A 25,440-nucleotide genomic window follows, 5' to 3' on the forward strand; every position below is an offset into this window, starting at 1 on the left:
GCCCCACCCCGATTAGTTTCGAAAACGTGAATCACGCGAGGATGGAGACCATGAACCAGGAGCAGCCCGTCGTAATCGTCAACGGCCAGGACGGCGACCTCGCCGACCTCGTCGAACAGCCGGCGAAGGTCATGCGGATCGGCACGATGATCAAGCAGCTGCTGGAGGAGGTGCGGGCGGCTCCTCTGGACGAGGCCAGCCGAAACCGCCTCAAGGAGATCCACAAGCGGTCCATCGAGGAGCTCGAGGACGGCCTGGCGCCGGAGCTGCGCGAGGAGCTGGAGCGCCTGTCGCTGCCGTTCACCGAGGACGGCACCCCCTCCGACGCCGAACTGCGGATCGCGCAGGCTCAGCTCGTGGGCTGGCTGGAGGGCCTCTTCCACGGCATCCAGACCGCGTTGTTCGCCCAGCAGATGGCGGCGCGGGCCCAGCTGGAGCAGATGCGCGGCCGTGCGCTTCCCGCCGGCAGCGGTGACGCGCAGGACGCCGGTCCCACCGGCAAGGGAACCGGGCAGTACCTCTGATCCCGCAGGGCTTACCATGCGGCCCACTACTGGGAGTGGTGTGAGGAGTCGAACGTGCTCGACAGAGTTCGCCGGAGCATGGCACCCGGCTTTGTCCGAAAGGCTCTCCGCGACAAGCTGATCCGGGTGGTCGAGGAGGCGCTCCTCCCCTATCACAAGGTTCAGCTGGGTCGCATCGACGACCTCCAGCACCAGCTCAACGAGGCGTTGCGCTACCAGGGCGACCGGCTCGCGGAGCTCACCGCGAACTACGAGCACCGCGAACGCCGCGACCTGCTGTTCGCGGCCGAGCGCGACGCCGCCGCGGACAGCGCCGCGTTCGCGCTGCAGCACCTCCGGACGGCGCCGCACTTCCCGGACCCGCACGCCACGCTGCTCCACGCGCTGAGCCTGCTCGATGCCGAGGTCGAGGGCATGGTGCTGGAGTTCGGCGTCTACACCGGCACGACGCTGAAGATCATGGCGAACGCCTCGGCGGACCGCGAGATCTACGGCTTCGACTCCTTCACCGGACTGCCGGAGGACTGGCGCACCGGGTTCTCGGCCGGCGCGTTCGGCGTCGAGCAGTTGCCGGAAGTCCCCGGCGCCGAGCTCATCGCGGGCTGGTTCGACGAGACGCTGCCCGGTTTCGTGGCGGAGCACGCCGGACCGGTCGCGTTCCTGCACGTCGACTGCGACCTCTACTCCTCGACCAAGACGGTGCTGGAGCACATCGGTCCGCGCCTGCGGGCCGGCTCGGTCGTGCTGTTCGACGAGTACTTCAACTATCAGGGCTGGCGAGACCACGAGCACAAGGCGTGGATGGAGTACACGGCGGAGACCGGCATCGAGTTCAGCTACGAGGGGTACACGACCGATCACGAACAGGTGATCGTGCGAATCACGAAGGTTCCTGGACAATCCGGACGTTGATCTTCCCGTGACCGACCGGGGGCGAGGCTCGCATGAACTCGCCGGTACGCTCAGTCCTCGTGCAAGCCACCAGTACCCACGACCATCCTGAGGCACCCCCTGCAGCGAACTCCAGGACGTTCGACCGAGCCTTCGAGGATCTGAAGAAGGCCTGGCAACACCGGGAGCTGTGGGGTCATCTGGGCTGGCAGGACATCAAGCAGCGCTACCGCCGGTCGGTCATCGGCCCGCTGTGGATCACCATTTCGATGGGCACCACGGCGCTGGCCCTCGGCCTGCTGTACTCGCAGCTGTTCGGCGAGGAGATCTCGACGTTCCTGCCGTACGTGACGGTGGGTTTCATCGTCTGGGGCTTCATCCTCGGCTGCGTCAACGAGGGCACCGACGTCTTCATCTCCAACGAGGGGCTGATCAAGCACCTCCCGGCGCCGATCACGGTGCACGTGCTGCGGCTGGTGTGGCGTCAGACCCTGTTCTTCGTGCACAACCTGGTCGTCTACTTCGTCGTGCTGGCGATCTTCTTCTCGACGCTCGGCCACCCGTACATGATGAACAACGACCCCGAGGTCAAGCCGGGCGTCGGCTGGGAGATCCTGCTCGCGATCCCCGGTTTCGCGCTGCTGGCGATCAACGGCATCTGGATCGCGCTGCTGTTCGGCATCGTCAGCACCAGGTTCCGCGACATCCCGCCGGTCGTGCACAGCTTCATCAACCTGGTGTTCTTCATGACGCCGATCGTGTGGCACGCGGGTGTGCTCAACAAGGTCAGCGGGGGCGACGGCGGTTGGCGCGTCCTCATCGCAGAACTCAACCCGGTGTACCACTACCTGGAAATCGTCAGGGCGCCTTTGCTCGGCCACGTCGTCGACTGGCACCACTGGGCCATCGTCGGTGGCATGACGGTCGTCGGCTGGGCGGTCGCGCTCGTGGCGCTTCGCAACTGGCGCGCTCGCGTCTCGTACTGGGTCTAGAGGAGGTCGGCAAACCATGGTCAGCATCGACGTCTGGAACGCATCGGTCGACTTCCCGATCTTCGACGCCAAGTCGAGGTCGCTGAAGAAGCTCGCGCTCGGCAAGGTCGGCGGCAAGATCGGCTCAGAGGGCCGCGTCCCGATCATCGAGGCACTGCACGACATCACGCTCCACCTCAAGCACGGCGACCGTGTCGGCCTGGTGGGTCACAACGGCGCCGGCAAATCGACACTGCTGCGCCTGCTCGCGGGCATCTACGAGCCGACCCGCGGCAGCCAGCGCATCGTCGGCAAGGTCGCGCCGGTCTTCGACCTCGGCGTCGGCATGGACCCGGAGATCTCCGGGTACGAGAACATCATGATCCGCGGCCTCTTCCTGGGTATGACCCGCAAGGAGATGGAGAAGCGGGTCGACGACATCGCGGAGTTCACCGAGCTCGGTGACTACCTGTCGATGCCGCTGCGCACGTACTCGACGGGCATGCGCGTGCGGCTCGCGCTCGGCGTGGTCACCTCCATCGACCCCGAGATCCTGCTGCTCGACGAGGGCATCGGCGCGGTGGACGCGGCGTTCATGGCGAAGGCCCGCGAACGCCTGAAGGACCTCGTGAAGCGGTCCGGCCTGCTCGTGTTCGCGAACCACTCCGACGAAACGCTGCTGGACTTCTGCGACAGCGCGATCTGGATGGACGAAGGCCGCGTCAAGCAGCACGGCGGCCTGCGCGAGGTGCTCACCGCGTACAAGGGCCACGACCCCTTCGAGCGCATGACCCCCGAACAGATCGCCAGGCTCGGCTACTCCTCTCCCGTCCTCAGTGGAAATGGCGGCGAATAGATCGTGAAGCTCCAGGCACTGCCCAAGGGCTCCGTCGTGGCGGTGGTGGTCACCCGCCACCGCAGAGAACTGCTGGCCGAGTCACTCAAGGCGCTCGCGACCCAGACACGAGTCCCCGACCATCTGGTCATCGTCGACAACGGCCCGGACCAGCCGGTCGACGACCTGGTGGAGCAGTGTCCGCTTCCGACGACGTACCTGCCGTCGCACCGCAACCTCGGTGGCGCCGGCGGCTTCGCGCTCGGCATCCTGCACGCCCTCTCGCTGGGCGCGGACTGGGTGTGGCTCGCGGACGACGACGGCCGCCCTGCCGACGAGAACGTGCTGGCCGTGCTGCTCGAGGAGGCAGAGCGCCGCAAGCTCGCCGAGATCTCCCCCGTCGTCACGAACATCGAAAGCCCGGACAAACTCGCGTTCCCGTTGCGCCGGGGCCTGACGTGGAAGCGCTCGGCGGCCGAGCTCGGCACCGACTTCCTGCCGGGCATCGCCTCGCTGTTCAACGGGGCGCTGTTCCGCGCCTCGACGCTCGACGTCGTCGGTGTGCCGGACTACCGGCTGTTCTTCCGCGGCGACGAGGTGGAGATCCACCGCAGGATGGTCCGCTCCGGTCTGCCGTTCGGCACGTCACTGCGGGTCGCGTACGTGCACCCGGACGGCTCGGACGAGTTCAAGCCGATGCTGGGCGGCAGGTTCCACGCTCAGGACCCGGAGAACCCGATCAAGCGGTACTACACCTACCGCAACCGCGGATACCTGCTGTCGCAGCCGGGTATGCGCAAGCTCGGTGCGCTCGAGGTGTTCCGGTTCGGGCTGTACTTCCTCGGCGTGAAGCGGGACCCGAAGGCGTTCGTCGAGTGGCTGAAGCTCGTGCGCCTCGGTCAGCGGGAGCACTTCTTCCGCAAGTGATCTGACGAAGGGTGGGGTCGCTGCGAGCGATCCCACCCTTGGCGACTTCAGGTAACGGTTCGCACACGGGGCGTGATCGGAGTAAGACGGGATGAGTGATCTCCCGACGCAGACTTCTTTCACTGGCCGGCGCGAGCACGCTGCTCGCGGCGTGCGGATCGAACACGGGCCGCGGCGGTAGCGGACAGGCCCTCAGCCAGTGGTATCACGCCTACGGCGAACCTGGCGTGCAGCAGGCCGTGGAACGCTATGCCGAGGCCTACCCGAAGACCCCGGTCGAAGTGCAGTGGAACCCCGGCGACTACGACTCCAAACTCGCGACGAGCCTGCTGTCCGGCCGCGGGCCTGACGTCTTCGAATCCACTCTGCAGATCAGCTCCGTCCGCGCGGGCCGGCTCGTGCCGCTCGACGACGTCCTCGGCACCGCGAAGAGCGACTTCACCGCGTCGATCCTCGCGACGCACACCGTCGACGGGAGGGTTTACGGGATCCCGCAGGCGGTCGACATGCAGATGCTGTTCTACCGCAGGAGCCTCCTCGACAAGGCCGGCGTGCAGCCACCGTCGACCGTGGACGAGTTGATCGACGCGTCACGACGACTCACCAGGGACGGCGTCAGAGGGCTCTTCGCCGGCAACGACGGTGGCGGCGGGGTCCTGGGCGGGCCCGCGCTGTGGTCGGCGGGACTCGACTACGTGCGCGACCACGAGGTCGGGTTCGACGATCCCCTGGCCGCACAGGCGATCGGCAAGCTGCGCGAGCTCTACGCGAGCGGCAGCCTGCTTCTCGGCGCGGTGAAGGACTGGGCCGAGCCGGACGCGTTCACGCAGGGGCTCGTCGCCATGCAGTGGACGGGGTTGTGGGCCGTGCCCGTGGTCCAGAAGGCGCTGGGCGACGACTTCGGGGTGTTGCCGTTTCCGAAGCTCACCGCCGACGGCAAGCCCAGCGTGCCGGTCGGCGCGTTCGGGGCGATGGTGAACGCCCAGTCGAAGCGCGTCGACGAGGCCAAGGAGTTCCTGCGCTGGCTGTGGGTCGAGAAGACCGACCTTCAGGAGGACTTCAACCTGAACTACGGCTTCCACATCCCGCCGCGCGACAGCATCGCGGCCAAAGCGTCGAAGCTGACGTCGGGGGCGGCGGCCGACGCGGTGAAGTTCGTGCGGGACAACGCGAAGGCCTCGAACCCGCCGGACTGGACTTCGGTGATGCGCACCGCGTTCTACGACGCCGTGTCGCGGGTCGTCCGTGACGGTGCTCCGGCCGACGCGGAGATCAGGGGCGCCGCCGACAAGGCCCGTGACGAACTGAAGCGACTGTACGGATGACGCACGGACGCTCTTTCTGGCTGTTCGTCGGTCCGTTCGCGATCGGGTTGCTCGTGTTCGTGTACGTGCCGATCGGGTGGAGCCTGCTGCTGTCGTTCTTCGACGCGCGCAACACGGTGACGCCCAGCGAGTTCGTCGGGCTGCGCAACTACGCGGACATGCTGACGGATGGGCCGTTCCTGTCGAGCCTGGTCACGTTCAGCGTGTTCGCCGCGTTCATCGTGCCGCTGACGTTCGTGCTCGCGCTCGCGCTCGCCTTGCTGGTCAACCAGATCACCTTCATGAAGGCGTTCTTCCGGTCGGTGTTCTTCCTGCCGACGGCCTGCTCGTACGTCGTGGCGTCGCTGGTCTGGAAGCTGTCGATCTTCAACGGGGTGCGCTTCGGTCTCGCGAACACGGTGCTGGGGTGGTTCGGCGCCGAGCCGATCGCGTGGACAGTGTCGACCTCGCCGCCCTGGTACTGGCTGGTGCTCGTGACGCTGCGGCTGTGGCTGCAGCTCGGCTTCCACATGATCCTGTTCATCGCCGGACTGCAACGGATTCCGCGGCACCTCTACGAGGCCGCGTCGATCGACGGCGCTTCGGGCGGCTGGCAGACGTTGCGGTACATCACGATGCCTCAGCTGCGCACGACTTCGGTGGCCGTGCTGCTGTTGCTGCTCATCGCGGCGTACCAGGCGTTCGACGAGTTCTACAACGTGCTGGGCACCGATCGCGGATACCCACCGTTCGCGCGGCCGCCGTTGATCTACCTCTACTACACCTCCCTGGGTTCGGGTGGGCAGGACTTCGGTCACGGCAGCGCGGGCGCGATGATCCTGACCCTGCTGATCGCCGGTGTGGCGTTGCTGCAAGGGCGGGTGATCACGCGATGAAGGCCGTTCGGTACCTGGCTCTGTCGGTGGCGGCGGTGCTGTTCCTCGTGCCCTTCTATCTGGTGCTGCGCAACGGTTTGTCGACCGAGCAGGAGATCACGGCACCCACGTGGACGTTCTGGCCGCGGTCGATCCGCTGGGAGAACTTCATCGCGCTGTTCAGCAACCCTGCCGTGCCGATGGTCCGCAGCATGGTCAACTCGCTGCTGGTCGCGGTGTTGCAGACGGCCGGGCAGCTGGTGCTGTGCGGGATGGCCGGGTACGGACTCGCGCGAATCCCCTACCGGTACTCGAACTTCGTGCTGTACCTGGTGATCGCGACGTTGATGATCCCGGCGGCGGTGACGTTCGTGCCGACGTTCGTGGTCGTGTCGACGCTGGGGTGGGTATCGGACCTGCGCGGGCTGGTGATCCCGGGGTTGTTCAGCGGGTTCACCACGTTCCTGTTCCGGCAGTACTTCCTGAACTTCCCGCCGGAGCTGGAGGACGCGGCGCGGATCGACGGGCTCGGGCACTGGGGCACGTACTGGCGGGTGGTGGTGCCGAACTCGAAGGGATTCTTCGCCGCTCTCGGTGTGATCGCGTTCGTGACCAGCTGGAACCAGTTCCCTTGGCCGTTGGTGATCGCGCAGGACCAGGACTCGTGGACCGTGCAGGTGGCGCTGTCGACGTTCATGACGGCGCAGTCGATCAACGTCGTGCAGCTGTTCCTGGCGGCGGCGATCTCCATCATGCCGTTGGTCATCGTCTTCGTCGCCCTGCAGGGACTGTTGATCCGCGGTGCAACCGAGACTGGAATCAAGGGCTGACCTGCGGTTTTCCTCCTACAGACGACTTGCAGACCACTTGCAGGTTTCTTGGAGGTCCCTCCGTCAGAGTTCTCACTGTCGAACAACGAACTCCAGGGGGACAGCAAGATGGACACCATCACCCGGCTCGCCGCTCTCACTCTCGCCGTCGCCGCGCCGCTCGGCTTTGTCGGCACGGCGCAGGCCGAGAACACCGCCTCGATCTACGGCTTCGTGTGGAACGACGCCGACAACGACGGCATTCGCGAGGTCGGAGAGGCGCCGATCGCTGGCCACTGGATGTACATCGACGGCACCAACAAGGCCGCGCAGACGGACGCCGACGGCCGGTACGACATCACCGGCCTCGCGGCGGGCAGCTACGTCGTCGGCTCGGCAGACCGTTCGCTCTCGCACGGCCAGGGGTGGACCAAGCAGTACTTCGAGTCGAGGTTCAACGAGGCCACCGGTAAGGCGAAGCCGATCCAGGTGGAGGCCGGCCAGAACTACGGCATGGTCAACGGTGGTTTCGTGGACGCCAAGATCGACACCAAGGTCAACCAGCTCTTCATCAGCAACACGAGCCCGAAGGTCGGCGATGTGATCGACATCGTCGGATCCACCGTCCACAACGGCAACGTGTACGACCAGTTCGGCGGTCAGCTGACGCTGCCGGAAGGGCTGCGTGTCGTCGAGCGGCTCGGCGGCATGCCGAAGTACTACGAGACCGAGCCCGCGGGCAAGGTCACCGGCTACTACTACGACCGCAAGCCCGCGAACCTGCCCGAGTGGGTGGGCGCCCGCGTCGTCGTCGAGAAGCCGCTGAACGGCGCCGAGATCAAGTTCGAGGCGTGGAAGGGCGTGTTCCGCAACTTCGACCCGAACCTGTCCAACGACACCGAGACGAAGACGCTGACCACCAGCTGATCACCGAATGAGTTCGCGGCCTGGCTCTCCTGGGGGTGAGCCAGGCCCGATTTTTCTTCGATCAGTCGTCAAGCGACCCGTTCAGCGGGGTGCCGTCGGTGAAGAACGGCGCGATCTTGTTCTCGAACACGGTCAGCGCCGAACCGATCGCCATGTGCATGTCGAGGTACTTGTAGGTGCCGAGACGGCCACCGAAGATCACGTTGCGCTGCGCGGCCTCCGCCTTCGCGAGCTCGCGGTAGCGCTCCAGCTTGGCGCGGTCCTCGGCCGTGTTGATCGGGTAGTACGGCTCGTCGTCCTTCTCAGCCGCGCGGGAGAACTCGCGGACGATGACCGTCTTGTCCTTCGGGTAATCGCGCTCGGGGTGGAAGTGGCGGAACTCGTGGATGCGGGTGAACGGGACGTCCGCGTCGTTGTAGTTCATGACCGGCGTGCCCTGGAAGTCGCCGATCGACAGGACTTCCTGCTCGAAGTCGAGCGTCCGCCAGCCGAGCCAGCCCTCGGAGTAGTCGAAGTAGCGGTCCAGCGCGCCCGTGTAGACGACCGGGATGCCCGCCGGGATCTCGTCACGCACGTCGAAGTAGTCCGTGGACAGCTTCACGTCGATGTTCGGGTGGTTCGCCATCTTCTCGAGCCACGCGGTGTAGCCGTCCTTCGGCAGACCCTCGTAGGTGTCGTTGAAGTAGCGGTTGTCGAAGGTGTAGCGCACCGGCAGGCGGGCGATGACCGCCGCGGGCAGCTCCTTCGGGTCCGTCTGCCACTGCTTGGCGGTGTAGTCCCTGATGAACGCCTCGTACAGGGGCCGGCCGACCAGGGAGATCGCCTTCTCCTCGAGGTTGGTCGCGTCCTTGGAGTCGATCTCGGACGCCTGCTCGGCCACCCAGGCCTTGGCGTCCTCCGGCGACATGTAACGACCGACGAACTGCGACAGCAGGCCCAGACCCATCGGGAACTGGTAGGCCTGGCCACCGTGCATCGCGAACACGCGGTGCTGGTAACCGGTGAATTCGGTGAACTGGTTGACGTAGTCCCAGACGCGCTTGTTCGACGTGTGGAACAGGTGCGCGCCGTAGCGGTGCACCTCGATACCGGTCTCCGGCTCGTTCTCGGAGTAGGCGTTGCCACCGATGTGGTCGCGCCGGTCGATCACCAGCACGCGCTTGTCGAGTGTGCTGGCGGCGCGCTCGGCGATAGTGAGGCCGTAGAAACCAGATCCGACGACAACCAAGTCATAACCCGCGAGGTTCACGCCCGCAGATTACAAGGGCCCCGCGGCGCGAATTCGCCGAGGGGCCCTTGCAACTAATTGATCTCAGGTCAGAGAACGGAACGCGGCATCTTCGGCTTCGGGTTGAAGGCGATGCCTTCGACGACCTTGCGGAAGAGCTTGGCCCGGATGGACCACGGCACGTTGCCGTGACGCAGACCCTGCACCAGGCGGGCCAGGAACTTCAGCCAGGACACCGGGTTCTCGTGGTGCAGACGGAACGACGACTCGTTGCGGGCGCCGTACTCGAACTTCCACAGGTTGGAGGCGTTCGCGTCGCCGAAGTTCACACCGCGGTTCACACCGAGGTCGTGCACGACGACACTGCGTAGCACCTGGACACCGGGGCCGGCCTTGGTGATGCGCAGGGTGTACTCCTGGTCGTCGAACCAGATGAAGTACTCCGTGAGCGGCAGGCCGAACTTGGTGAGCGCCCAGCGCGGGAACAGCACCGAGACGAACGAGCAGTGCGTGACCAGGACGTTCTCCTGGCCCTTGGCGATCAGCTTGCCCCAGTCCCAGGTGGTGCCCGGGTTGTTCATCTCGCAGATGTTGCCGTCGACCCACTTGACCAGCGAGCACGCGTAGGGCAGCTGCATGCCCATGGCCTCTTCTGCCTTCGCGTGCCCGTTGATGAGCTCCTCGAGGGCGTCCGGGTTGGCGTAGCAGTCGTCATCCATGATCCAGATGAAGTCCGCGCCGAGCTCGTAGCTCTTGTTCATGCCGGTCGCGAAGCCACCCGCGCCACCGGTGTTCTCCTTGAGCCGCACGACGACCACGCCGTCGATCTGCTCGTACTCCTTGAGCACCTGGTCGGTGCCGTCGGTGGAGGCGTTGTCGACGACGACGACCCACTCCGGCCGGCGGGTCTGTGCAAGGACGTGGTCGAGGACCGTTGTGAGCTTGTCCTTGCGGTTGTAGGTGACGACAACGGCGGCGACAGTGCTCACTTGAGCCATCCTTGGTAGAGGTCGCGCGTCCAGTCCTCGGCACGCGGCAGCTTCGCGAAGGCCTCGGCCTTGGCGGCCTGCTCGTCAAGCCAGGTCTTGCGCTGGTCGGGAGAGGTCATCATGGTGCGGATCCGGGCCGCGGCGGCCTGGACGAAGGCGTACGGGTGACGCGGGCACAGCAGGTCGTCGGCGATCAGCGACGACTGCGAGCCGACGTCCGCCGAAACGACGGGCACGCCCGCGGCCGTCGCTTCAAAAGACGTGAGAGTCAGGCCCTCGTTGTCCGATGAGACGACGAGCACGTCGGCGTCGCGGAACGTGTCGCTCACCGCGTGGTCCGCACCGCGCAGCTCGACGACGTCGCCGAGGCGGGCGCGCAGGCTGTTCACCTCGGCGGCCAGCTCTCCGTGGCCGTGGATGATGAACCTGACCTCGCGCGGCGAGTTCTTCTTCAGCTCTGCCGCGAGCTGCAGGAACAGGTACGGGCGCTTCTGCTGGGTGAACCGGCCCACGAAGGCCACGGTGAACGGGTTGTTCTCGACGGCGTCCGAGCCGCCGGCCGCGATGCCGCCCGTCGTGAGGCCCGCGAGGGTGGCGAAGACGACCTTGTCCGCGTCCAGCCCGTGCTTGCCGATCAGGTAGTCGCGCAGCTGCGGCGAGATCACGTGGTGCTGGTCGACCATGTTCGACAGCCGCACGGAGATGTCGACGAACCCGCCGGTGCGCCACTCGAGGACGTGCAGCGAGTCGACGACCGGGATGTCCGGGCGGATCGACTTGATCCACGGCAGCTTGTCATAGAGCCACGTGCAGTGGTGCAGGTGGATGCCGCGCACGTCGTACATCGACAGCAGGCCATTGAGGAACGCGGACTCCTGCTTCGGGTCCAGCGGCAGCGTGAGCGGCACGACGACCGCGCCGTCGAGCTCGGGACGCGTGATCCACTCGTGCGCGGAGTCGCGGTCGGTGACCACGATCGGCGTGAAGCCGGCCTCCTTGGCGAGGCGGATCGTGTCGATCGCCCAGCGCTCGGCACCGCCCAGCTCCAGCCAGTGCAGGCCGAAGAGGATCGCGGGCGTGTCGCCGTGCGGCGTGGCCTCGGCACCGCGGGTCAGCCGGACGGGCGCCTTGCGCGGGACGTCGCGGCCCTTGCGCTCGACCATGTCCGTACGGAACTGGCGCAGCGCGTCGAACTGGACCGGTGCGAGGAACCGCACGGCCTTGCGCGCTTTGCCCAGCACACCGGTCAGCTGGTGGTAGGCGGTCACCGACTGGGGTGCGCCGCCGATGTCGATGGCGATGTCGACGAGACCGTCGGACGGCGAGTGGTCGGCGGTGGTGTGCACCAGGCTCCGCACCACCAGGGAACCGACGACCTCGCGGTCGTCCTCCCACTCGATCGTCGTGCGGTCCTCGTCGGTCAGCGCGGGCATCGTGCCCGCCGGTCCGCGCAGGACCGTGAGGCGGAAGGTCTGCCCCGGTCCTGCCAGCGCGTAGAAGTTGGCGGCGCCCTCGACAAGGCGGCGTTCCCGGCCGTCGAGGAGGGCTTCGCCGCCGCTCAGTCCGACACCGCTGTCGTCGAGTACCTCGAACACAGCTGTCGGCTTCTGGTTACTTGGCTTGTCCGTCACGTCTCTTCGAAGGGGTCGGATCGGCGCTCACCACGGAAACGGGGAGCCGAACTAGGACAGATGGTACCTGCTGGGCGACATCGGGCTTGTCGTCGCCACCGGTGACGGCAGATCAGGAACGGCTTCGCAGCAGCTGTTCCTCGGCACCGGTCACACGTTCGTCGAGTGCCGCACGAACGTCTTCCAGCTCACAACGCAGCAATGCGATTTCCTCCACTGTCGTGCGGACCTCTTCTTCGAGGTGCCCCACTTCGGTGGACAACTGCAGAACCACGAAGAGCAGCACGAACGCCGCCACCGCGAACAGGAAGTTCGAGGCGAGCTGGACGCCGGTCAATCTCGACAGGAACGTCGGCAGGCCGGGAATCACACCCACCAGCACCACGCCGATGCTGACGAGCAGCCAGATTCCCGCGTACTTCTCCCGCAGCTTGCGGCGGCGCATCATTTCGACCACGACGATCAGCACGAGCGCCGCGACCACAATCGCCATCAAACGAAACGCAGACACGGTGGCCTCCTATGCGGCTTCGACGGCTGGGCCGGTCTTCGGCTTGCGGCGCACCAGCGCGAGCGTCAGGGCCAGGGTCGCCCTGAGCAGGTACACAGCGGACTTCACCGGCGACGTGCTCGGGGTACCGCCGGCGCGCACCCGCATGGCGACGGGCACCTGGCGGATCGTCAGACCCGCGCGCACCGCCATGACGAGCGACTCCAGCGTGTCACCCAGGTACTCCGCCGGGTAGTGGGCGGCGAAGAGCCGCACCGCACGCGGACCGGCAGCCTTGAACCCCGACGTGACGTCGGTGAGCTTCGTGCCGGAGACGAGCGACAACGTCACCGAGAAGACCTTCATGGCCCACCGGCGCGGGCCGCGCGCCTTGTAGTCGCCCTTGCCCGCGAACCGGGCACCGATGACCAGGTCGGCGTGCTGGAGCTCACGCAGCAGTTCCGGCAGCTCAGCCGGGTTGTGCTGTCCGTCGGCGTCGACCTGGACGACCACGTCGAAGCCGTTGCGCACGGCGTAGCGGAAACCGGTGCGCATCGCGCCGCCCACGCCGAGGTTGACCGCCAGCCGGGCGACGAACGCGCCTGCTTCACGGGCGCGCAGCGCGGTTTGGTCGGTGGACCCGTCATCGACGACCAGGACGCCCGCGTCCGGCAGGGCCGCCCGCACCTCGGCGACGACCTTGTCGATGTTGTGCTCCTCGTTGAGGGCAGGCAGGACGATCAACACTCGTCCCGTGGCCTCCAGCGACTCAGCCACAGCCGTAACCTTATCGTCTCTCAGCGGCCGTTGGCGCTGGCCGAAGTGGTCGTCCGGGTCAGCACGTCGCGCTGACCCGCGATCTCGTAAATGGTCGCATCCTCGTTCTCGAAGACCTTCTGGAACGTGCTGTTCGCCCCCAGCCCGAGCATGCCCTCGAACCGCTTGCGCTCGGGGCGGACGAAGCCCTTGCCGAGGATGACGTAGCGAACCTTCAGGTCATCCAGTTCCTCGCGCACCCGAGGATCCGAGTTGATCTTGTTCAGGTTGTCCGCGAGGTACGTTTCCTCCGAACCCGCCTCAGTACCGTAGAACGTCCAGATCACGGGCTCGACCTTGGAGATCGCGTACAGCCACGCGGTGCCGTCGCCGACGTCGTTCATCGCGCGCTCACCGGGCTTCGCGTGCTGGCCCAGCCACTCGTAGGCCTTGCGCTCCGCCTGGGTGACCGTGGGGCCGTCGACGTAGGACTGTCCCAGGCGGACCGTGTTGCGGCCGATGTACGCCTTGGTCATCACACCGATCAGCACGAACACCAGCACGCTCGCGACGACCGCGGCGAGCGGCGACGCCAGCACGGGCACCCGCTCGCGATACCGCTCGACCAGCCACGTGCCGACGGCCCAGAGGAACACGCCGAACGCGATCGATCCGGGCAGCGGCAGCATCACCGCGATGCGCCAGTGGTCGTTGTAGAAGAAACCGGTCAGCTTGTGGACGATCGGCGTCTCCAGCGACACGGTCATCGCGTAGAGCGGACCGAAGAAGGCGTACACGCCGACCATCCACAGCAGCACGCGCTTGCGGATCATGATCACGATGCCGGCCAGCGCGGACAGCCCCAGGATCCACTGGGGCGACGCGACGACGCCGGAGAACGTCAGCATCTGCCCGAACGCGGCCGCGGGCGTCGCCTCACTCGGCCAGAACGCTCCGGTGACTCCGCCCGAGATGGCCAGCGTCGGCAGCATCATCGGGATGGCGCCCAGCAGCGCGAGCACGCCGACGGCGGTGAGCGACTTCCACGCCCGCTTCCACTCGACGGGCTCCAGCTTCAGCAGGCACGCCACCAGGATGATCAGGTAGAGCGGCGCGAGCAGGAACGCGAGCGAGGTGTGCAGTCCGATGAGGCCGGTCGCGATGACGGCGATGGCGACAGGCCCGGTGAAACCCTTGGGGCGCAGCAGGTACGTGACGAGTGCGAGCGCGACGGGCAGCAGCGCGACACCGGCGACGAACGGCCACAACGGACCGCGCCACAGCGCGTCGTCCGGGAACGGCGAGAACCAGGTGCTCACCGCGGCGGCACCGGCGATCGCGACCGGAGGCAGCCGCCACGCGACACCGAGCGCGACGATGCCGAACACCCAGAAGACGATGCTCGCGAGGCCGCCGGCGTTCAGCAGCTGCACGATGTTGATGCCGAACTTGTCCACCAGCAGCGACAGCAGCTCGTGGTACGTACTCGGGTAGAAGTAGTTCGTGTTCTCCGGCTGGTTGCCGATCTGACCCGCGGTGGAGACCAGCGCGGTGTGGTGCTCGGACAGCCAGCGGATCAGGTTCGCGTGGTGCGGCGCGTCCCAGTCCTGGTGGATGTTGTTCAGGCTGCGCAGGCCGCGCAGGAACGTGAAGACGCCGACCCCGAGGCCCAGCACGAGACCACCCGCGACGACGAGGTGGTCACGCGGCGAGAGCTTCGGCTCGACGTCGTCCGCGACGGTGGTGCGGCGGGCGACGAAGAAGGAGGCGACGCCCGCGATGAGCGAGAGGGCGAGCACCCAGGCACCGAACGACCAGAGCGACCACGAGACGCCCAGCTTGCCGATGACCAGGCCGCCGAGCGAGACGAGGCCGAAGGTCAGTGCGGGAGCAGCCGCGGCGAGCACCCATCCGCGCAGCCTGATCGCGGCGCCGAAGGCGAGCCCCGGCAGCCAGCACAGCAACAGCACGATCACAGCACTCATCGCAGTTGACTACCTATCACGGTTGAGTTCGCCAACGGGCCGTCCACCCCGGCCGAGGCAGACTAGCGGGCACGAGGTGGACGCCCGGCCGCGCCCTTGGGTTGTCATCGTTCGGTGATCGACTGTTCCGGTGCCTGTCCCCACACCGCCACGAGCGCGACGATCGCGCCCACGACGGGGCCGGCCACGAGACCGACGACGGCGCGGGTGACCGTGTCCGCGGGCCACCACACGAGGGCCGCGGCCGAGACGAGCGCCGTCGCCGCCCACGCCCGCAGCACCACGCCGTGGCGGGCACGGGCGATCAGAACGGACGCGAGCAGCTGCAGCGCGGCCAGCAGGGTCGACGAGAAGACGAGCCCGGCGACAGCCCAGCCGGCGACCACGAAGTCGTCACCGTAGATGAGGCGGACGATCCACGGCCCGAGCAGCGCACCCAGGACCGACCCCACGACACCCACGACCAACGCGCCCAGCGCGCCCTTGACCAGCCAGCCGTGCAGCTTGCGGCGCCCGTCCTCGGTGCTGGTCATCCGCACCACCGCGGGCACCGCGAGCGCCTGCACCGGCAGCAGCGCGACGAGCGGGAAGCGGGCCAGCGTCAGTGCGGTGAGGAACGCGCCGACGACCGCCTTGTCCCCGCCGGGCGCGAGCAGGGTCACGAGCGCGGGAAAGCCCGTGACGACCGCCGCCGTGCATGCGGCACCGGCCATGAGCTGCAGAATCGTCCGTGCGGACGCGCCCCAGCCCGCGCCGGGACCGGACCGGTCGACGAGCTTGCCGGCGTGCACCAGGAAGGCGATCCAGACGAACGTGCCGACGGCGACAGCGACCGCGATCGGCAGGATCTGGCCGAGCCCCGCGATGACCAGCACGGCCGCGACGACGATGCGGGTCGTCGGCTCCGCGATGGTCAGGCCCGCGTAGGGGTTGATCCGCCGGTGCCCGACGAGCAGGCCGCGCACGCCGTACAGCACCGCGTAACCGAGGCCGCCGACGAGCGTCACGACCGCGAGCCAGGAGTGACCGTGGAAGAGCCGGTCGTTGACCCACGGCACGAACTGCAGCAGGCCTACCGGCAGGGCGACGCCGAGGGCGATGGCCACGACGCGCAGCGCGTCCGGCCCGGTGCGCCGCCCGGCGACCTCGGCCTCGGCGGACAGCCGCGAGACCTCCTGCTCGACCGGTGACATCGCGCTGCCGAGGCCGAAGAAGATGCCCCAGAACGACAGGAAGATCGCGTTGTCGGCAGGCCCCAGGACGCGGCCGGCCAGGATCATCAGGCCGTATCCGAAGACCGATGCGATGATCAGTGCACCGGTCACCACGCTGAACGAACGGGCTTGAGTCCCCTGCTCGGCCCCGCCGGACATCAGCGCTTCTTGACCTTGGCCTTGGCAGCGAGGAAGAGACCGCGCACGGCACCCGCGCCGAAGGCGGTGGCGAACACCGGCAGCATGCGCGCGAGCGCGGTGGCGTCGGACGTCTTGCCGCCGCACGCCTTGACCAGTCCACCGGCCGCGACCGTGCCCACGACACCGGTGGCGATCGCGATCTTCGGCTTGAGCACGAGCAGCGTCACACCGGCCGCACCCGCACCGAGCGCGCCCAGGGCCATCTTGCGGCTCGTACCGGCGGTGCCGAGGTAGCCGTCGATGAACGTGGTGCCGCGGAAGTACGCGTGCTTGGCGAACTTCTTGATGTTCTCCCGGCCGTGGAAGTACGAGCAGGAGAAGTCCGGCGAGATCCAGATCCGCTCGCGCTCGGCGATCCAGCGGATCAGGCGCGTGTCGTCACTGGCGAACTCGACCTCGTCGAAGATCGAGTCGAACGCCGCGTTCGCCTCCTCCAGCATCCACTTCGGAGCGGAGAAGAATCCGGAACCCTTGGGGAAGGCGTCGAACTCCTCGATGCCGAACGACGTCAGCCTCGGGTTCATCAAGTACTTGCGCCAGACGATCCGGAGAATTCCGTTCCAGAAACCGGCGTACGGGTTGTTGTCCGACTCGACGCGGACGTGGCCGTTCCAGACGACGCGTTCCGGGTGCTCGATCAGCTGGTTCTTCAGGTAGCCCAGGGAGTGCGGGTCGACGACCACACGGCTGCCGAGGATGAGCACGCGGTCGCTGCTCGCGGTGCTGATCGCCGTGCGCACGGTGTTGAACCGGCCCTGGTTCTCCTGGTGCACCACGACCACACCGTGTTTCTCGGCGTACTCGTCCAGCAATGCCGGTGTGCCATCGGTGCTGCCGTCGTCGATGACGACGATCTCGACTTTCCAGTCGGCCTGTGCGGCGGAGTTCAGAACGGCGTCGAGGGACCTGCCGATCCACTTCTCTTCGTTGTACGCCGGGAAGACGACACTAAGCGTGGGGGCCCCGCCCAGTTCGGAGGCGCTGGTCTGGCTCACGCCGTCGCACACTACACTCGCGTCGGTCTACAGCCGTAAGCGGCTGAGCCCCAGCCTCAAGGATGCGATTCCCGGTGATCTCCTTCATCGTCGGTACCACCGCTGAACTCATCAAGATCGCTCCCGTGTACCACGCGATCGTGGCGCGCGGCACGAAGCCGCAGCTGTGGTTCACGGCGCAGCACTTCGACGAGGTCGCCGACGTGCTCGAAGACCTCCAGCTGCCCGCGCCGGACCTGTGGCTGGTGCCGCAGGGCAAGGCGCGCAACCTGGAGACGCCCAAGCAGGTCCCCGGCTGGGCGCTCTCGGTCGCCCAGACCGCGTACGGCCAGCGCAAGCAGCTCCGCGCGTCGCTCGCCACCGACGGCAAGCCCGGCCTCGTGATCGTGCACGGTGACACGTTCACGACTCCGTACGGCAGCATCATCGCCCGCCGCCTGCTCGGCGCCCGCGTCGCGCACGTCGAGGCGGGCATGCGTTCGGGCAGCGTGCTGTCGCCGCTGCCGGAGGAGCTGAACCGCCGCATCGCGTCGAAGTTCACGGACATCCACTTCGCGCCGTCGCAGAACGAGGTCGACAACCTGCGTGGTGCGCGTGGCGTGGTCGTGAACACCGGTGCGAACACGGTCATCGACGCGATGCGCCTCGCGATCAACTCGACGACGACCGAGGACCTGCCGGAGGAGTTCGGCCTGGCCACGCTGCACCGCTTCGAGCTCGTGTCCCGCACGGACAAGTTCCGCGAAGCGCTGGAGCTGCTGAAGAAGGCGTCCGAACAGACGCCGATGCTGTACCTGGCGGGCGCTCCCGAACGCGAGCGCATCGAGCGCCACGGGTGGGGCCACCTGTTCGACGGCGAGCGCTTCATCATGCGTCCCAAGAAGCGCTACCTGCAGTTCCTGCCGATCCTGGCGCGGGCCAAGTTCGTCGTCACCGACTCCGGTGGTCTGCAGCAGGAGTGCTCGTACATCGGCATGCCGTGCGCGATCCACCGCGAGCGCACGGAGACCAAGCAGGGTCTCGGCCAGAACATCGTGCTGACCGGCATGGACACCAGGAAGCTCGAACAGTTCCTGGGCGAGTACGAGACGCTGCGGCGTCCCTCCATCATGGAGGAGTACCACCCGAGCGAGGTCATCGCGGACACCCTCGCTCAGCTCGGATACCTTTAGCCACAACGAAACGGGCTCCTCACCGCTGCGGTGAGGAGCCCGTTTTGTTGTGCCGGAACAGGGTTCAGCCGACGAGCTCTGCGGACTTCGCCTTGACGGCGGCGACCGCGCGGTGCGAGGGCAGGATGCGCCGGCGCTCGTCGTCCGCGTCGAGCTTGCCCGCGATGAGGTCGATGAACCGGTCGAGCTGGGTCGCGAGAGGTTCGCGGGCCGTCACGAGCTCCGGGATCTCGATGACGGTCTGCTGACGGTAGCCGCGGCCGTCCGGGTCGGAGTCGTGCGAGATGTGCTTGTAGATCGTCACGTCGCGGCGGAGCAGGTCCACCTCGATCGAGCGATCGAGTTCCTGGATGCTCAGCGAGCGGATCTTGCGCTGGCCGATGCGGCTCGCCGAGACGCTCGCGATGCCGCCGGAGGGGAACGTGAGCAGCGTGTCCACCACGTCCTCCGCACCCGGCACGGACGACGGGTGGAACTGGGCCACGCCGGCCGAGACGCGCTCGGGCTCGGCACCGCCGAAGCACTGGATGGCGAGGTCGACGTCGTGCACCAGCAGGTCCCACGCCACGCCGGTGAGGATGCGCGGCGCGTACGGGGAGTGGCGCTGGGCCGAGACGTACACCGGCTCGGTGACCAGGCCGAGAGCGGTCATCACGGCCGGGTTGTAGCGCTCCAGCAGGCCGCACATGATCGCCAGGCCCTTGGCCTCGGAGAGCTTCAGGACCTCCTCGGTCTGCTCCAGCGAGGCGCAGACCGGCTTTTCGACCAGCAGCGGCTTGTTCCTCTCCAGCACCTGGAGCGCGAGGCCGTGGTGGCTCTCGGTGCTGGACGCGAGGACGACCGCGTCGATGTCCGTCAGGTCGCCCATGTCGGGCGCCCACGACGTCTCGAACTTCTCGGCGGCGGCCTTGCCGATCTCCTCGCGCGGGTCGACGATCAGCGCGAGCTCGGCTCGTTCGGACTGCGCGGTCACACGGGCGTGCAGCGAGCCCATGTTGCCGACGCCGATGACCGCGATACGGGGCAGGTTGCTCATGCGCCCAGCACCTCGCGAACCGTCGCGATGATCGTGTCGAGCTCGGCGTCGGTCAGCTTCGGGTGCACCGGCAGCGACAGCGCCTGGCGGGCGACGCGCTCGGCGACGGGGACGTCGGAGATCACGACCTTCGGGTTGTCCCGGTAGCAGTCGTAGTCGAACACCGTCTTCGGGTAGTAGATCCCGTTGCCGATGCCCTTCTCGGTCAGCTTCGCGGCGAACTCGTCGCGGCTGATCGGGGCGTCGTCGGTGATCAGGACGGTGTACTGGTGCCAGACGTGCGTGCGACCCGGCAGCACCTGCGGCAGCTGGAGGCCCTTGATGCCGGCGAGGCCCTTGTTCAGGGTCTCGGCGTTGGCCTGGCGCGCCTTGGTGATCGTCTCGAGGCTCTCCAGCTGCGGGATGCCGATCGCCGCGTGGATGTCGGTCATGCGGTAGTTGTGACCCGCGACCTCGTACTGGTAGCGGGCCCGCATGCCCTGGTTGCGCAGCACGCGCAGCCGGTCCGCGAGGGTGTCGTCCGACGTCGTGATGACGCCGCCCTCGGCGGTGGTGATGTTCTTGGTCGCGTAGAGCGAGAAGCAGCCGAGGCCGAAGCTGCCCGACGGGCGGCCCTCGTAGGTGGCGCCGACGGCCTGGGCCGAGTCCTCGACGAGCGCGAGCCCGTGCTCCTGCACGACGGGCATGATCTTGCCCATGTCGGCCATCTGCCCGTAGAGGTGCACGGGCATGAGCACCTTGGTGTTCGGGGTGACGGCGTCCTTGATCTTGTCCGCGTCGATGTTGAAGTCGTCCTCGCGGATGTCGGCGAACCGCGCGGTCGCGCCCGCCTCGAGGATGGCGTTCAGGGTCGCCACGAAGGTGAACGGCGAGGTGATGACCTCATCGCCCGGCTGCAGGTCGAGGACCTGCAGCGACGCCACGAGCGCGGTGGTCCCGTTGTTCACGGCCACGGCGTGCGGAACGCCGGCGACGCCCGCGAAGGCGTCCTCGAAGCGCTTGACCATCGGGCCCTGCGCGATGGCCCCGGAACGCAGGACCTGGAGGACCAACTGCTCGGCAGCGGCCACGTCAACAACAGTAATCGGGATCATTCAGCAGTCTCTCGCCTTCGGGGATCTCCACCGGCGCGGCCGGTACAGTGCTCTGGCCTGCACGCGGGGCCCCACGCTACTCGTATGGGTTATCCCGCCTGTCCCCACCTCCTGATCGGACGCCCGTGGTCAACCACATCCATCCCAGTGCTGTCGTCGGTGACGGTGTCGAGCTCGGCGACGGCATCACCATCGGTCCGGGCGCTGTCGTGCTCGGACCGTGCGTCGTCGAGGACGGTGTATGGATCGGCCCCGGTTGCGTCATCGGCACGCCGCCGGAGATCACCTCCGCCGACCACAACCGGGCGTGGGACGGCGACCTGGCGCACGCGGGTGTGCACATCGGCGCACGAGCCGTCATCCGCGAGCTGAGCACCGTCCACCAGGGCTCCTACCGGGCGACGACCATCGGCGCCGACTCGTGGCTGCTCAACCGCGTGTACGTGGCGCACGACAGCCTGATCGGCGCGGGCGTGACGCTGTCGGCCGGGGTGTCGCTCGGCGGCCACGTGCAGATCGGCGACAAGGTCAACGTCGGCATGAACGCGGTCGTGCACCAGCGCCGCGTCATCGGCGCCGGTGCCATGATCGGGATGGGCACGCCCGTCTCGAAGGACGTGCCCCCGTTCGCCCGCGCCTACGGCAGTCCGATCCGGATCCACGGCGTGAACTCGGTCGGCATGAGCCGCTCCGGCATCTCCGACTCCGCGATCGAGGCTCTGACCAGCGCGTACGATGCCGGTCAGCTGCCTTCGGAGATCCCCGCCGAGCTCCAGGTCGCCTTCAAGTGGTGGACCGAGGCCGAGGCCGCGAAGCCCCTGGTCGGCTAGAACCAGCGCTCGAGCACCATCGCGACGCCGTCTTCGGAGCTGGGCGCGGTGACCTCGTCGGCGGCGGCGAGCGCGGCCTCGTGCCCGTTCGCCATCGCCACGCCGTGGCCGGCCCACCTGAGCATCTCGACGTCGTTGGGCATGTCGCCGAACGCGATGACGTCCTGCTGCGCCACGCCGAACCGCTCGGCCACGTCGGCGAGCCCGCTCGCCTTGGTGACGCCGTGCACGGCGAGCTCGACCAGACCGTTGTTCGTCGAGTAGGTCAGGTCGACCTGACCGCCGAGCACCTCCTCGATGCCGGCGGCCATCTCACCGCTGGTCATGCCCATGTGCCTGACCAGCAGCTTGATCGCCGGGTGGCCGAGCGTCTCGCCGCGGGTCACGCCCACGTTCGGGCCCTCGGGCCACGGGTGCGTGTAGCTCAGCTCGGCGACGAACGTGGCGTCGTCCTGCGCGGTACCGACGCGTTCGACCGCGAACGTGCAGTCCGGCAGGGCGTTGTCGATGGTCGAGACGATGTCGTGCAACTGCACCGGGGAGAGCGTGCGGGCCCAGACGATCTCGTCACGGCCGATGTCGTAGAGCACCGCGCCGTTCGCGCACACCGCGAGGCCGTCGAGCCCGGCGGCCTCGGCGATCGTCGGCACCCACCGCGGCGGCCTGCCGGTGGCCAGGACGAACGGCACGCCCGCCTCCAGCACGCGGGCCACAACCGAGGCCGTGCGAGGGCTCACGCCTTCGCCGGGAGGTGGGGTGAGCAAGGTTCCGTCGACGTCCGATGCGACCAATCTGGGCTGTTCCACGTCCCTATGGTGCCTGGTCCAAGTTCGTCAGCGACTGAACAGCTGGTTACCTTAACGATCGTGCGCGCTGGAATCGTGATCCTTCCCGAACACCGGTGGTGGATGGCCGAACCCAAGTGGCGCGCCGCCGAGGAGTACGGCTTCCACCACGCGTGGACCTACGACCACCTCGGCTGGCGCACCCTGGTCGACGGCCCGTGGTTCGGTGCGGTACCGACACTCACAGCCGCGGCCATGGTCACGTCGCACATCCGGCTCGGCACGTTCGTCGCGAGTCCCAACTTCCGTCATCCCGTGCCGTTCGCGCGGGACCTGCTGACGCTCGACGACGTGTCGGACGGCCGGTTCACGCTCGGCGTCGGCGCAGGTGGGGCGGGGTACGACACGACGGTGCTCGGCGACAAGCCGCCGCTGCCACAGGAGCGCACGGCCCGGTTCGCCGAGTTCGTCGAGCTGCTCGACCAGCTGCTGGTGAAGGACCGCACCTCGTGGCAGGGCCGGTTCTACGCGGCGGACGAGGCCCGCAGCGCGCCCGGCTGCGTGCAGCGGCCACGGCTGCCGTTCCTGGTCGCCGCGAACGGCCCGAAGGCGATGCGGATCGCCGCGAAGTTCGGCCAGGCCTGGGTCACCACCGGCCCGCCGACCGAGGACATCGAGGCGTGGTGGCGCGGTGTACGCACGCTGTCGGAGCAGTTCAGCGAGACGTTGGCCACAGAGGGCAGGCACACGCGGGTGCACCGCTACCTGAACCTGGACTCCGCTCCGGTGTACTCGCTGTCGAGCGCGCAGTGCTTCCAGGACGCCGTGGGCAGGGCGGCCGCGCTGGGCTTCACCGACGTCGTCGCGCACTGGCCGCGGCACGACGGCGTGTACGCGGGCAGCGAGTCGGTGGTCGAGGAGGTCGCGGCGGACGTTCTGCCCGTTCTCGGGCATTAGCGTGTGCGGGGTGCGACATGTCGTGGTGATCGGTGGCGGAATCGTCGGGCTCGCGGTGGCGAACGAGCTCGCGTCGCGCGGCTCGCGGGTGACCGTGCTGGAGAAGGAACGCGTCTGGGGCGCGCACCAGACCGGCCACAACAGCAACGTCGTGCACGCGGGCCTCTACTACAAGCCGGGGTCACTGAAGGCGCGGATGTCCGTCGCCGGCAACGCGTCCATGATCGCGTTCGCCCGCGACCACGGCGTCCCGGTCGACGTGTGCGGCAAGCTCGTGGTCGCGACCTCGGATTCCGAACTCCCCCGCCTGCACGACCTCGCGGCACGCGCGGAGGCCAACGGCGTCCCGGCGAAGCTGATCTCGGCCTCGGAGGCACGCGAGTACGAGCCCGAGGTGTCGTGCGTGGCGGCGTTGCGCGTGGAGAGCACGGCGATCATCGACTACTCCGCCGTGTGCACCGCGCTGGTGGGCCTGCTGTCATCGCACGACCTGCGGCTGAGCTCCCCCGCGCTCGCGATCCGCCCGGCTGCTTCCGGCGGCGTGGAGGTCGCGACGCCGCAGGGCGTGGTCCGGGCGGACGCGCTGGTGAACTGCGCGGGCCTGCACAGCGACCGGGTGGCACGGCTGGCGGGCCTCACCCCATCGGCGCGCATCGTGCCGTTCCGCGGCGAGTACTTCGAGCTGCGCCGCACGTCCCTGGTCCGCGGCCTGATCTACCCGGTGCCGGACCCGACGCTGCCGTTCCTCGGCGTGCACCTCACCCGCATGCTCGACGGCAGCGTGCACTGCGGCCCGAACGCCGTGCTCGCGCTGCGCCGCGAGGGCTACCGCCGGCGCGACTTCTCCCTGACCGACGTGGCCGACGTGGCCCGCTTCCCCGGCACGTGGCGCCTGGCCCGCAAGTACGCCCGCACCGGCGCCGAGGAGGTGCTGCGATCGTTGTCGCGCAAGCGCTTCGCGGCCTCGCTGGCACGGCTCGTGCCCGCCGTGCGGGAGGACGACCTGGTGCGCTCCGAGGCGGGTGTGCGGGCGCAGGCGATGCTGCCGGACGGGTCGCTGGTGGACGACTTCCTGATCGAGACGGCTCCTCGCCAGGTGCACGTGCTCAACGCGCCGTCTCCTGCCGCCACCGCGTCGTTGGAGATCGCGAAGCGCGTGGTGGACGAGGTGCACAGCTCCACCGTGTAAGACACAGCCTCGCGCTTCCAGGTTTCTTATAGGTCCCGCAAGCAGATTTACAGGTGACCTGAAGGGGATCTATAGGAGTGCTTGAAAAGCTTCGCCTGAACAACGAAGCAATTCTCACTCCGAGAGGCAAAAAAGATGATACGAAAGACCGTTATGGCGGCCATCGCATTCACTTCCGCAGCCGTTTTCTGCACCCCCACCTCCCCGGCAGTTGCAGCTGACGAATTCACGATCCAGCTCACCTGCGACGAAATCGGCGTCGGCAGCATGAGCCGCAGTGACATGCTGACTCGCTCAAGCACCTGGATCGATGCGCGAATTCCTTACAGCCAGGCGAGGTGCTACAGAAACTCGCACGGAAGCTACCGTACGGACTGTTCTGGCTACGTCTCGATGGTGTGGGGGTTACCTACATCAGCGACGACACTCACGCTGCCCAACTACTCGTCCGTGATCAGTCGTTCGGATCTGAAAATGGGTGACATCTTCGTACGTCACGACAGCGCGGTGCAGCACACTGCCATCTTCATCAGGTGGGCGGACACGGCTCGCACATCGCCGGTCGTGCGGGAGCAGGCGGGCCCGGACGGTTCGCCCACGGCCGAGCGAACGTGGTCTGCGTCGTATGCGAACACGTACACCCCACGCCGCTACAACAGGGTGGTCGACTCGGGCTCGTCGAATTTCCGCGACTTCAACGGCGACGGCAAGTCGGACATCGCCGGTATCGACCCCGGAAACACCATGGTCTACTTCGCCGGCAACGGCGCGGGACGCCTTTACTGGGGCGGCACCATGAGCGGCCAAGGCGACTGGGCCAACTAC

At 67.6% G+C, this 25,440-nt stretch carries 24 protein-coding genes and 1 pseudogene; 14 read left to right on the forward strand and 11 right to left on the reverse strand.

Annotation, left to right across the window (positions count from 1 at the left end; all coding sequences use genetic code 11):
* Nucleotides 1-98: 98 nt before the first annotated feature.
* The 9 genes and pseudogenes from IG04_RS0117350 to IG04_RS0117390 form a co-directional block, all read left to right on the forward strand.
* A pseudogene (locus tag IG04_RS0117350) lies at nt 99-524 on the forward strand (bacterial proteasome activator family protein); the annotation flags it as partial.
* 54 nt (nt 525-578) lie between these two features.
* Nucleotides 579-1,436: a class I SAM-dependent methyltransferase gene (locus IG04_RS0117355; RefSeq protein WP_030477698.1), complete on the forward strand. Its 858-nt coding sequence runs from the start codon at nt 579-581 to the stop codon at nt 1,434-1,436.
* Between the two features lie 32 nt (nt 1,437-1,468).
* A complete protein-coding gene (gene wzm, locus IG04_RS0117360; RefSeq protein ID WP_051770086.1) occupies nt 1,469-2,407 on the forward strand; it encodes a galactan export ABC transporter permease subunit Wzm/RfbD in 939 nt (312 codons plus the stop codon).
* Between the two features lie 16 nt (nt 2,408-2,423).
* Nucleotides 2,424-3,242, forward strand: a complete 819-nt coding sequence (wzt, locus tag IG04_RS0117365) for a galactan export ABC transporter ATP-binding subunit Wzt/RfbE (RefSeq protein WP_030477700.1) — start codon at nt 2,424-2,426, stop codon at nt 3,240-3,242.
* A 3-nt stretch (nt 3,243-3,245) separates the two neighbouring features.
* Complete coding sequence (gene glfT1, locus IG04_RS0117370) at nt 3,246-4,148, forward strand: galactofuranosyltransferase GlfT1 (RefSeq protein ID WP_030477701.1); 903 nt, start codon at nt 3,246-3,248, stop codon at nt 4,146-4,148.
* Nucleotides 4,149-4,243: 95 nt separating this feature from the next.
* On the forward strand, nt 4,244-5,473 hold the full coding sequence (locus IG04_RS0117375; RefSeq protein WP_030477702.1) for an ABC transporter substrate-binding protein: 1,230 nt from the start codon (nt 4,244-4,246) through the stop codon (nt 5,471-5,473).
* Nucleotides 5,470-6,348 carry a carbohydrate ABC transporter permease gene (locus IG04_RS0117380; protein WP_030477703.1) on the forward strand — a complete coding sequence of 293 codons (879 nt, stop codon included), beginning with the start codon at nt 5,470-5,472 and terminating at the stop codon, nt 6,346-6,348. Before IG04_RS0117375 ends, IG04_RS0117380 begins: the two co-directional genes overlap by 4 nt.
* Nucleotides 6,345-7,157: a carbohydrate ABC transporter permease gene (locus IG04_RS0117385; protein ID WP_030477704.1), complete on the forward strand. Its 813-nt coding sequence runs from the start codon at nt 6,345-6,347 to the stop codon at nt 7,155-7,157. The genes IG04_RS0117380 and IG04_RS0117385 overlap by 4 nt, the downstream gene beginning before the upstream one ends.
* Before the next feature lie 108 nt (nt 7,158-7,265).
* A complete protein-coding gene (locus IG04_RS0117390) occupies nt 7,266-8,063 on the forward strand; it encodes an SdrD B-like domain-containing protein (protein WP_030477705.1) in 798 nt (265 codons plus the stop codon).
* Between the two features lie 61 nt (nt 8,064-8,124).
* Here the strand turns inward: IG04_RS0117390 and glf are convergent, their stop codons facing one another.
* The 8 genes from glf to IG04_RS0117430 form a co-directional block, all read right to left on the reverse strand.
* Complete coding sequence (glf, locus tag IG04_RS0117395; RefSeq protein ID WP_030477706.1) at nt 8,125-9,312, reverse strand: UDP-galactopyranose mutase; 1,188 nt, start codon at nt 9,310-9,312, stop codon at nt 8,125-8,127.
* Between the two features lie 68 nt (nt 9,313-9,380).
* Nucleotides 9,381-10,280, reverse strand: coding sequence for a glycosyltransferase family 2 protein (locus IG04_RS0117400; RefSeq protein WP_030477707.1), 900 nt, complete (start codon nt 10,278-10,280; stop codon nt 9,381-9,383).
* Nucleotides 10,277-11,875 (reverse strand): glycosyltransferase, encoded by a 1,599-nt coding sequence (locus IG04_RS0117405; RefSeq protein WP_245816634.1) that lies wholly within the window; start codon nt 11,873-11,875, stop codon nt 10,277-10,279. Before IG04_RS0117405 ends, IG04_RS0117400 begins: the two co-directional genes overlap by 4 nt.
* Nucleotides 11,876-12,023: 148 nt before the next feature.
* A complete protein-coding gene (locus IG04_RS0117410) occupies nt 12,024-12,422 on the reverse strand; it encodes a DUF2304 domain-containing protein (RefSeq protein WP_051770088.1) in 399 nt (132 codons plus the stop codon).
* A 9-nt stretch (nt 12,423-12,431) separates the two neighbouring features.
* Entirely contained in the window at nt 12,432-13,178 is a 747-nt protein-coding gene (locus tag IG04_RS0117415) for a glycosyltransferase family 2 protein (RefSeq protein WP_030477710.1), read from the reverse strand.
* A gap of 20 nt (nt 13,179-13,198) precedes the next feature.
* Complete coding sequence (locus IG04_RS0117420) at nt 13,199-15,142, reverse strand: DUF6541 family protein (RefSeq protein WP_030477711.1); 1,944 nt, start codon at nt 15,140-15,142, stop codon at nt 13,199-13,201.
* Between the two features lie 104 nt (nt 15,143-15,246).
* On the reverse strand, nt 15,247-16,515 hold the full coding sequence (locus IG04_RS0117425) for a lipopolysaccharide biosynthesis protein (RefSeq protein ID WP_051770089.1): 1,269 nt from the start codon (nt 16,513-16,515) through the stop codon (nt 15,247-15,249).
* Nucleotides 16,515-17,552: a glycosyltransferase family 2 protein gene (locus tag IG04_RS0117430; RefSeq protein ID WP_036014974.1), complete on the reverse strand. Its 1,038-nt coding sequence runs from the start codon at nt 17,550-17,552 to the stop codon at nt 16,515-16,517. The genes IG04_RS0117425 and IG04_RS0117430 overlap by 1 nt, the downstream gene beginning before the upstream one ends.
* Nucleotides 17,553-17,614: 62 nt before the next feature.
* On the opposite strand from IG04_RS0117430, the gene IG04_RS0117435 reads away from it, so the two are divergent.
* Complete coding sequence (locus IG04_RS0117435) at nt 17,615-18,724, forward strand: UDP-N-acetylglucosamine 2-epimerase (RefSeq protein WP_030477714.1); 1,110 nt, start codon at nt 17,615-17,617, stop codon at nt 18,722-18,724.
* A 64-nt stretch (nt 18,725-18,788) separates the two neighbouring features.
* On the opposite strand, the gene IG04_RS0117440 is transcribed toward IG04_RS0117435, so the two are convergent.
* Together IG04_RS0117440 and IG04_RS0117445 are read right to left on the reverse strand one after the other, a co-directional pair.
* Nucleotides 18,789-19,760, reverse strand: a complete 972-nt coding sequence (locus tag IG04_RS0117440) for a Gfo/Idh/MocA family protein (protein WP_030477715.1) — start codon at nt 19,758-19,760, stop codon at nt 18,789-18,791.
* Entirely contained in the window at nt 19,757-20,854 is a 1,098-nt protein-coding gene (locus tag IG04_RS0117445; RefSeq protein WP_030477716.1) for a DegT/DnrJ/EryC1/StrS family aminotransferase, read from the reverse strand. Before IG04_RS0117445 ends, IG04_RS0117440 begins: the two co-directional genes overlap by 4 nt.
* Before the next feature lie 125 nt (nt 20,855-20,979).
* On the opposite strand from IG04_RS0117445, the gene IG04_RS0117450 reads away from it, so the two are divergent.
* Nucleotides 20,980-21,684, forward strand: coding sequence for an acyl-ACP--UDP-N-acetylglucosamine O-acyltransferase family protein (locus tag IG04_RS0117450; protein ID WP_030477717.1), 705 nt, complete (start codon nt 20,980-20,982; stop codon nt 21,682-21,684).
* On the opposite strand, the gene IG04_RS0117455 is transcribed toward IG04_RS0117450, so the two are convergent.
* Nucleotides 21,681-22,490 (reverse strand): HAD family hydrolase, encoded by an 810-nt coding sequence (locus IG04_RS0117455; RefSeq protein ID WP_030477718.1) that lies wholly within the window; start codon nt 22,488-22,490, stop codon nt 21,681-21,683. The two genes, IG04_RS0117450 and IG04_RS0117455, sit on opposite strands and share 4 nt — an antisense overlap.
* A 60-nt stretch (nt 22,491-22,550) precedes the next feature.
* Between IG04_RS0117455 and IG04_RS0117460 the strand changes: the two genes are divergently transcribed.
* The 3 genes from IG04_RS0117460 to IG04_RS46525 all read left to right on the forward strand — a co-directional run.
* Nucleotides 22,551-23,426: an LLM class flavin-dependent oxidoreductase gene (locus IG04_RS0117460; RefSeq protein WP_036014934.1), complete on the forward strand. Its 876-nt coding sequence runs from the start codon at nt 22,551-22,553 to the stop codon at nt 23,424-23,426.
* 10 nt (nt 23,427-23,436) lie between these two features.
* Nucleotides 23,437-24,615: an L-2-hydroxyglutarate oxidase gene (lhgO, locus tag IG04_RS0117465; RefSeq protein ID WP_030477720.1), complete on the forward strand. Its 1,179-nt coding sequence runs from the start codon at nt 23,437-23,439 to the stop codon at nt 24,613-24,615.
* 153 nt (nt 24,616-24,768) lie between these two features.
* Nucleotides 24,769-25,440: hypothetical protein (locus IG04_RS46525; RefSeq protein ID WP_211257780.1), on the forward strand; the 672-nt coding region annotated here is incomplete at its 3' end.

This window comes from Lentzea albidocapillata (assembly GCF_000719115.1).
GTDB lineage: Bacteria > Actinomycetota > Actinomycetes > Mycobacteriales > Pseudonocardiaceae > Lentzea > Lentzea albidocapillata.